The following is a 7,073-nucleotide window of genomic DNA, read 5'->3' on the forward strand; positions in this document are numbered from 1 at the left end:
TTTTATATGGAGCACTATTCGCAGCTGTTGGCTCTGCGGTGGACACGCCAGCTGATGCGCAACAATTTATGTTGCCCATAATGCTACCAATCATTATTGGTTTCTTCGGAATGACCATGTTCGTTTTCGATGATCCAAATGGTACTATGAGCTTCTGGCTATCCATGATTCCATTCACCTCCCCTATTGTTATGATGGGCAGGATTGGGTTCGGAGTGCCTCTATGGGAGCTAGCGCTTTCCATGCTATTCTTAATAGGAGGCTTTGTGTTCACTATCTGGCTGGCAGGAAGAATATACAGAGTAGGTATACTTATGCATGGCACAAAAGTGAACTATAAGGTACTTGCCAAATGGTTTATGATGAAGAATTAAAACCTGTTTCCACAATTCAAAAACCGGATAGCGTTTACTATCCGGTTTTTTTGTTTTAATTTAATCCTGCCAGATGTCTACAACCAATAAATTAACAGGCTTTGATATTTACTCAAACAAGTCCAGGATTAAATGGATAGTCCTTGCATTCTCTGTAGTCATCAGTTTTAGTTCGATTTTCTACACCAGCATTCTGGTAGAACAACTCCAGGATCGTGAAAAAAGGCAAATAGAACTATTTGCAAAGGCGCTGGAATATACTGTTAATGAGTCTCAGAACAATAACCTCTATTTTATAACAGAGGAGATTCTTTTTCAGAACAATTCAATACCGACCATTCTGGTTGATGAAAATGACAGCATTACCAGCTATCGTAACATTGATCTCGATGGCGTTTCAGAGAGCCAAACTTATAATACCCTTCGTGATAGGTTGGAAAGCATGAAAGGAACCTTTGATCCTGTAGAAATAAGGCTTAGAGATAAGGATACCAATGAAATCTATGATGTACAATACATCTATTATGAGAACTCATTTCTTTTGACTCAACTAACTTATTACCCATACATTCAACTTTCAGTAATCGCCATTTTTGCATTTATCTCTTATATGGCATTTAACTACTCCAAAGCTGCAGAGCAAAACCAGGTTTGGGTTGGTCTGGCAAAAGAAACAGCACATCAGCTAGGTACGCCTATCTCATCCCTTATGGCATGGATGGAATACTTTAAAGATGATGAGGATTTCAAAAACAAAAGCCTCATTGATGAATTGGATAAAGATATTAGAAAACTTCAAGTCATTACAGAAAGGTTTTCCAACATCGGTTCTACACCGGTACTAAATAATGAAGCACTTGAACCACTTATTAAAAACATAATTGCTTATCTAAAACCCAGAATATCTCCAAAAGTGAATATCAGTGTGCTGGCGCTTACGCCTAATATAATGGGCATGGTAAATCCCCCACTTTTTGAATGGGTAATCGAAAACCTATGCAAAAATGCTGTCGATTCCATGGGTGGAAGCGGTTCTATATTTATCAACATCTTAAAGGGCAGTGAAAAGCGTATTTTTATAGATATCGCTGACACTGGAAAAGGAATTCAGAAGTCAAAAATAAAGCAAGTATTCAACCCAGGCTTTACCACCAAAAAACGGGGTTGGGGGCTAGGCCTTACCCTTGCTAAAAGGATAATAGAGGTCTATCATGAAGGAAAAATCTTCGTAAAAGTATCTGAAGAAGGCCAAGGCACTACCTTCAGAATTGTGCTTCATAACTAGCGATTGAGGTTTAACATTAAAAGTCTAAATCTGGCTTTGGTATATAGAATTTTAAATGTAGTTTTGCGGTCTGAAATAGCTGAGGCTTTTAATCATTTCTAATAAACAATAAAAAATGGCAAATATTGGTAAAATTACCCAGGTAATTGGCCCCGTAGTAGACGTTAGTTTTGACACTGAAGGTGCTAAATTGCCCAACATTCTAGACTCACTAATAGTGACTAAAGATAATGGTCAAAAAGTAGTTCTTGAGTGTCAGCAACACCTAGGTGAAGATAGAGTGAGAACGATCTCAATGGAGAGTACTGAAGGTTTGGTAAGAGGAATGGAAGTAACCGATACTGGTGCTCCTATTGCTATGCCAACTGGTGATGACATCAAAGGAAGACTTTTCAATGTAATTGGAGAGGCTATCGATGGTATCAAACAACCTGAAGGAAAAACTACTCTTCCAATTCACAGACCAGCTCCTAAATTCGAAGACCTATCAACTTCTACTGAAGTACTTTACACAGGTATTAAAGTAATTGACCTCATCGAGCCTTATGCAAAAGGTGGTAAGATTGGTTTGTTCGGTGGTGCCGGTGTTGGTAAAACCGTATTGATCCAGGAATTGATTAACAACATTGCGAAAGCATATTCAGGACTATCAGTATTTGCTGGTGTTGGAGAAAGAACGAGAGAAGGAAATGACTTACTTCGTGAGATGATTGAATCAGGCATCGTAAGCTACGGTGAAGAGTTCATGAAATCTATGGAAGAAGGAGGATGGGATCTTTCTAAAGTTGATCAGGAAGAATTAAAAGAATCAAAAGCAACATTTATTTTCGGACAGATGAATGAGCCTCCAGGGGCAAGAGCTCGAGTAGCACTTTCAGGTCTTACTGTTGCTGAATATTTCCGTGATGGAGATGGAGAAGGACCAGGAAAAGACATTCTTTTCTTCGTTGATAATATCTTCCGTTTTACCCAGGCTGGATCAGAGGTGTCTGCACTTCTAGGACGTATGCCTTCTGCTGTGGGTTATCAGCCTACATTGGCAACTGAGATGGGTGCCATGCAGGAAAGAATTACTTCTACTAAGAAAGGTTCTATTACTTCTGTACAGGCCGTTTACGTACCTGCGGATGACTTAACTGACCCTGCTCCTGCTACAACATTTGCTCACCTTGATGCAACAACTGTACTTTCAAGAAAAATTTCTGAGCTAGGTATTTACCCAGCGGTGGATCCATTGGATTCTACTTCAAGAATTTTGAGTGCTGAAGTATTAGGTGATGAGCATTATGACTGTGCACAAAGAGTAAAAGAAACACTCCAGAGATATAAAGAATTACAAGATATCATTGCCATCCTTGGTATGGATGAATTATCTGACGAAGATAAATTAGTAGTACATAGGGCTAGAAGGGTACAAAGATTCTTATCTCAGCCATTCCACGTTGCAGAGCAGTTTACTGGTCTTCAGGGAGTATTGGTAGATATTAAAGATACTATCAAAGGCTTCAACGAAATTATGGATGGTAAATATGACCACCTTCCAGAAATGGCTTTCAACCTTGTAGGAACCATCGAAGATGCTGTTGCTAAAGGTGAGAAAATGATGGCTGAAGCGAAAAAATAATTTTGATTAGTCCCGTGTAAAAACGGGACTTTTAAATTTCAAACTATGTTTTTAGAAGTTGTAACTCCAATAAAAAAGGTATTTTCTGGCGAGGTAACTTCCGTTACTTTCCCTGGTGTTGATGGTTTGTTTCAAGTATTGAATGACCACACACCTTTAGTAAGTACTTTAAAGAAGGGTGACCTGGTTTATAAAAGTGCTAAGGGAGAAGATAGCGTTGAAATAACCGGTGGAGTAGTTGAAGTATTAAACAATAAAATTATTGTATTGGCAGACGGACTTGCTGAATAACAATATTTGCTAATTATAAAAAAAGCAGATTCTTTAATTAGAATCTGCTTTTTTGTTTTTAGTCATTCTTGAAAACATTCGCTTTTCAAATTTCCAAAAGAAGTCAAACTGGCCAAATAGAAAACCATAACAAAGAAGAACAACATTATAAACTGGCAAGATCAGGATATAATACACTACTGCAAACCAGATGCTTCTATCCTGCTTTGCTGCTATTAGAGAGAGAACAGGCTCCTTCAAAAACATAACTGTAAAACCAGTACAGGCAAATACCAGTAATATGACAATTGCCTGCCAGGTATTTACTTCCCATTTCTTCTTTAATCTTTCAAGCATCAACAATTATTTGAAGAGTCCCCAGATTTGATCCTTAGGTACTGCAGCTGTTATTATTACGTTCTCCTTTTTAACAGGGTGAACAAATGTAACCTCTCTGGAGTGAAGGTATATGGCCGATTTGTTCTCCGATTTCTCACCACCATATTTTAAATCACCAAAAATAGGGCATCCCATTTTTGCCAGCTGTACTCTGATTTGATGAGGCCTGCCAGTTTCAGGTTTAACTTCAAGCAAGTAGAACTCCCCTATCCTGCCTATCATCTTATAGTTTAGCACGGCTTTTTGAGCACCTTTACCAGGTTTGTTATATGCGCTTACTTTATTTTGTTCGCTGTTCTTTTTTAGGTAGTTAATCAGCTCACCTTCAGTTGAAGGCGGTTTATGTTTTGTGATGGCCCAGTAGGTTTTGTTTACCGCTCTGTCATGAAAGAGCTTGTTCATTCGCTCCAATCCCTTAGATGTTCGGGCATAAATTACCGCTCCGCTTACAGGCCTGTCCAATCTATGAACCACTCCCAGAAATACATCTCCTGGCTTTTTATATTTCTCTTTGATGTATGACTTACAATCATCAGCAAGGGTTAAATCCCCAGTTTTATCACCCTGCACAAGGCTGCCAGCAGGTTTATTTATCACCAGCAAGTGATTGTCTTCATACAGAACTATAGCTTTAATAGACATAAGCAACCTTCTAATTTTAAAATCAACTCAAAAATAAGAATTAAAATATCGCAATAGAGAATTGAAGATGGATAGTTTATAAAATGAGGTGGCTAAATTTGCCTTATGTATAGTCGGGAAGAAGCTTCTACCATAAAAAGAAAATTCTGGACCACCTTTGGTCAATACTTGTCGCCACATTTGTCCGCTGAAGGTTTAAAAGTCAATTGGATAAACTATCGAACTGGCTTAAAACATGTATTCTTCAAAATGGATAATGTTGACAAATCGGCTTATATAGGTATTGAACTGCATCATCCAGGTGAAGGCATTCAGGAGCTCTTCTTCGAGCAATTTCTGGAATTGAAAACATACTTCCACAGTGTAATGGAAGAAGAATGGATTTGGCAGCCTTTAAAATATGACGATGAGTCGGGTAAGACCTTCTCCAGAATATATCTTACAGAGCCAAATCTGAATGTTATGAAAGAGGCGGACTGGCCTAAACTCATTCAGTTTTTAAAACCCAGAATTATCAAATTAGATGAATTCTGGGCTGATGCCAAATACAGTTTTGATGCTTTGAGGTAGTTAAAACTCAGAAGTAAAGTGGAATTCTATTTCAGGAAAATTATCCTGAACCATTGTCAGCCATGATCTTGACTCGGCCATAAACACCAACTTACCATCCTTATCTTTAGCTATATGGCGCTGTTTGGAAGCCACAAATTCATTAAGTTTCTTTCTGTCCTTACTGCTAATCCAACATGCCTTATAAAGATTCATTGACATGAAATCGCATGAAGCTCCATACTCATGCTTAAGCCTATGTTGGATAACTTCAAACTGTAGTGCTCCTACTGTGCCTACAACTTTTCTGGAACCGAGCTCATAGGTAAACAGCTGTGCAACACCTTCTTCCATCAACTGACTCAGCCCTTTCTCCAATTGCTTGGTTTTCATGGCATCCTTATTGACTACCTCCTTAAAAATCTCTGGTGAGAAGCTTGGGATACCTTTGTATATTCCCTTTTCACCCTCCGACAAGGTGTCTCCAATTTTCAGATTACCAGTATCGTAAAGACCAACAATATCTCCTGGCCATGCCTCATCAACCAACTCCTTTTCCTGTGCCATAAAGGCAGTTACATTAGAAAAGCGAATCTTCTTATCAGCTCGAACGTGGTGGTAGGTTTTACCTCTTTCAAACTTGCCAGAGCATATTCTAATAAAGGCAATTCTATTTCTATGATTAGGATCCATGTTAGCATGAATCTTAAAAACAAACCCTGAGAATTTACTCTCATCAGGGGTTATCACTCTTTCCTCAGTTTCTCTGGCTTTAGGTGGTGGTGCTAACTTTATGAAGCTATCCAGTAGCTCCTTAACGCCAAAGTTATTTACAGCACTACCAAAAAATACTGGTGCTACTTTACCATCAAGATAATCCTGGACATTGAATTCAGGATATACGCCTTCAATAAGTTCTACATCTTCTCTTAGCTGCGCAGCATCATTAACACCTACTTCTTTATCAATTCTAGGATCATTAATATCATCAATATTCAATCCATCAGATTCAATCTTAGATTTACTAGGCACAAACAAATGAAGGCTTTTACTGAAAAGGCTGTAAACACCCTTAAAGGTTTTTCCCATGCTTATTGGCCACGAAAGCGGTCTTACCTTGATGTCAAGCTTGGCTTCAATTTCATCCAGCAAATCATAAGGATCACGCCCTTCTCTATCAAGTTTGTTGATAAAACATAATACGGGCGTATTACGCATTCTACAAACTTCCATGAGCTTTTCAGTTTGTATCTCAACTCCTTTTACGCAGTCAATTACCATTATTACGCTATCAACCGCTGACAATGTTCTATAAGTATCTTCAGCAAAATCCTGGTGACCCGGAGTATCCAAAAGGTTGATCTTCATGCCGTCATAGTTGAAGCCCATCACCGAGGTAGCCACAGATATACCTCTTTGCTTTTCAATCTCCATCCAGTCAGAACGGGCATGCATTTTAATCTTATTAGACTTTACCGCACCTGCAGTTTGAATAGCTCCACCAAACAGCAGTAACTTCTCTGTTAAAGTGGTCTTTCCAGCATCCGGGTGACTAATGATACCAAACGTTCTTCGCTTTGCTATTTCCTCTTTGATTGCCATAGTAAATTTTCAAAGCTGCAAAGGTATGCATCTTTAAATGAAGAAGGATGTCGATATTTAATTTTCCTTAGCTGTTAAGAATCTGTTTTTTTACATCAGTCTGGTAGTTGCGGCCAATTGGCAGCATTTTTCCAGCAATTTCCACCTGATTGCCATTTATAGCTTTAATTTTTTCTAAGGACACGGTGTAACTCCGATGTATTCTTATGAAACCTTCTTTTGGTAAAAGTTCGGTGAAAGATTGCAAGTTATGGTGTACTATTAAGTCTTCGTTGCCAGTACGTACCATCACATAATCTTTCAGGCTTTCAACATATAAGATATCTTT

9 protein-coding genes are annotated in these 7,073 nt (G+C 38.5%); 5 read left to right on the forward strand and 4 right to left on the reverse strand.

What is annotated here, in order from left to right; translation table 11 throughout:
- The 4 genes from E1140_RS05635 to atpC all read left to right on the forward strand — a co-directional run.
- Positions 1-374: ABC transporter permease (locus E1140_RS05635; RefSeq protein ID WP_185153444.1), on the forward strand; the 374-nt coding region annotated here is incomplete at its 5' end.
- Positions 375-447: 73 nt separating this feature from the next.
- The gene (locus E1140_RS05640) at positions 448-1,659 is read left to right on the forward strand and encodes a sensor histidine kinase (RefSeq protein WP_155180067.1); all 1,212 of its coding nucleotides are present in this window, start codon (positions 448-450) and stop codon (positions 1,657-1,659) included.
- 115 nt (positions 1,660-1,774) lie between these two features.
- Complete coding sequence (atpD, locus tag E1140_RS05645) at positions 1,775-3,283, forward strand: F0F1 ATP synthase subunit beta (RefSeq protein WP_155180069.1); 1,509 nt, start codon at positions 1,775-1,777, stop codon at positions 3,281-3,283.
- Between the two features lie 45 nt (positions 3,284-3,328).
- On the forward strand, positions 3,329-3,574 hold the full coding sequence (atpC, locus tag E1140_RS05650) for an ATP synthase F1 subunit epsilon (RefSeq protein WP_155180071.1): 246 nt from the start codon (positions 3,329-3,331) through the stop codon (positions 3,572-3,574).
- A 33-nt stretch (positions 3,575-3,607) separates the two neighbouring features.
- On the opposite strand, the gene E1140_RS05655 is transcribed toward atpC, so the two are convergent.
- Together E1140_RS05655 and E1140_RS05660 are read right to left on the reverse strand one after the other, a co-directional pair.
- A complete protein-coding gene (locus E1140_RS05655; RefSeq protein ID WP_155180073.1) occupies positions 3,608-3,910 on the reverse strand; it encodes a DUF6787 family protein in 303 nt (100 codons plus the stop codon).
- 6 nt (positions 3,911-3,916) lie between these two features.
- Positions 3,917-4,594, reverse strand: a complete 678-nt coding sequence (locus E1140_RS05660; protein WP_155180075.1) for an RluA family pseudouridine synthase — start codon at positions 4,592-4,594, stop codon at positions 3,917-3,919.
- Positions 4,595-4,699: 105 nt separating this feature from the next.
- Between E1140_RS05660 and E1140_RS05665 the strand changes: the two genes are divergently transcribed.
- Entirely contained in the window at positions 4,700-5,164 is a 465-nt protein-coding gene (locus tag E1140_RS05665) for a DUF4268 domain-containing protein (RefSeq protein WP_155180078.1), read from the forward strand.
- On the opposite strand, the gene E1140_RS05670 is transcribed toward E1140_RS05665, so the two are convergent.
- The gene (locus tag E1140_RS05670; RefSeq protein ID WP_155180083.1) at positions 5,165-6,745 is read right to left on the reverse strand and encodes a peptide chain release factor 3; all 1,581 of its coding nucleotides are present in this window, start codon (positions 6,743-6,745) and stop codon (positions 5,165-5,167) included.
- Positions 6,746-6,812: 67 nt separating this feature from the next.
- On the reverse strand, positions 6,813-7,073 hold a 261-nt coding region (locus tag E1140_RS05675), incomplete at its 5' end, for a LytR/AlgR family response regulator transcription factor (RefSeq protein WP_185153445.1).

The sequence above is a fragment of the Fulvivirga lutimaris genome (assembly GCF_009711525.1).
Classification (GTDB): Bacteria; Bacteroidota; Bacteroidia; order Cytophagales; family Cyclobacteriaceae; genus Fulvivirga; species Fulvivirga lutimaris.

Bases quoted from the DNA above. Each gene is read 5' to 3' on its own strand.
- E1140_RS05640 (WP_155180067.1), top strand. From the start codon at position 448: ATGTCTACAACCAATAAATTAACAGGCTTTGATATTTACTCAAACAAG.
- atpD (WP_155180069.1), top strand. From the start codon at position 1,775: ATGGCAAATATTGGTAAAATTACCCAGGTAATTGGCCCCGTAGTAGAC.
- atpC (WP_155180071.1), top strand. From the start codon at position 3,329: ATGTTTTTAGAAGTTGTAACTCCAATAAAAAAGGTATTTTCTGGCGAG.
- E1140_RS05655 (WP_155180073.1), bottom strand. From the start codon at position 3,910: ATGCTTGAAAGATTAAAGAAGAAATGGGAAGTAAATACCTGGCAGGCA.
- E1140_RS05660 (WP_155180075.1), bottom strand. From the start codon at position 4,594: ATGTCTATTAAAGCTATAGTTCTGTATGAAGACAATCACTTGCTGGTG.
- E1140_RS05665 (WP_155180078.1), top strand. From the start codon at position 4,700: ATGTATAGTCGGGAAGAAGCTTCTACCATAAAAAGAAAATTCTGGACC.
- E1140_RS05670 (WP_155180083.1), bottom strand. From the start codon at position 6,745: ATGGCAATCAAAGAGGAAATAGCAAAGCGAAGAACGTTTGGTATCATT.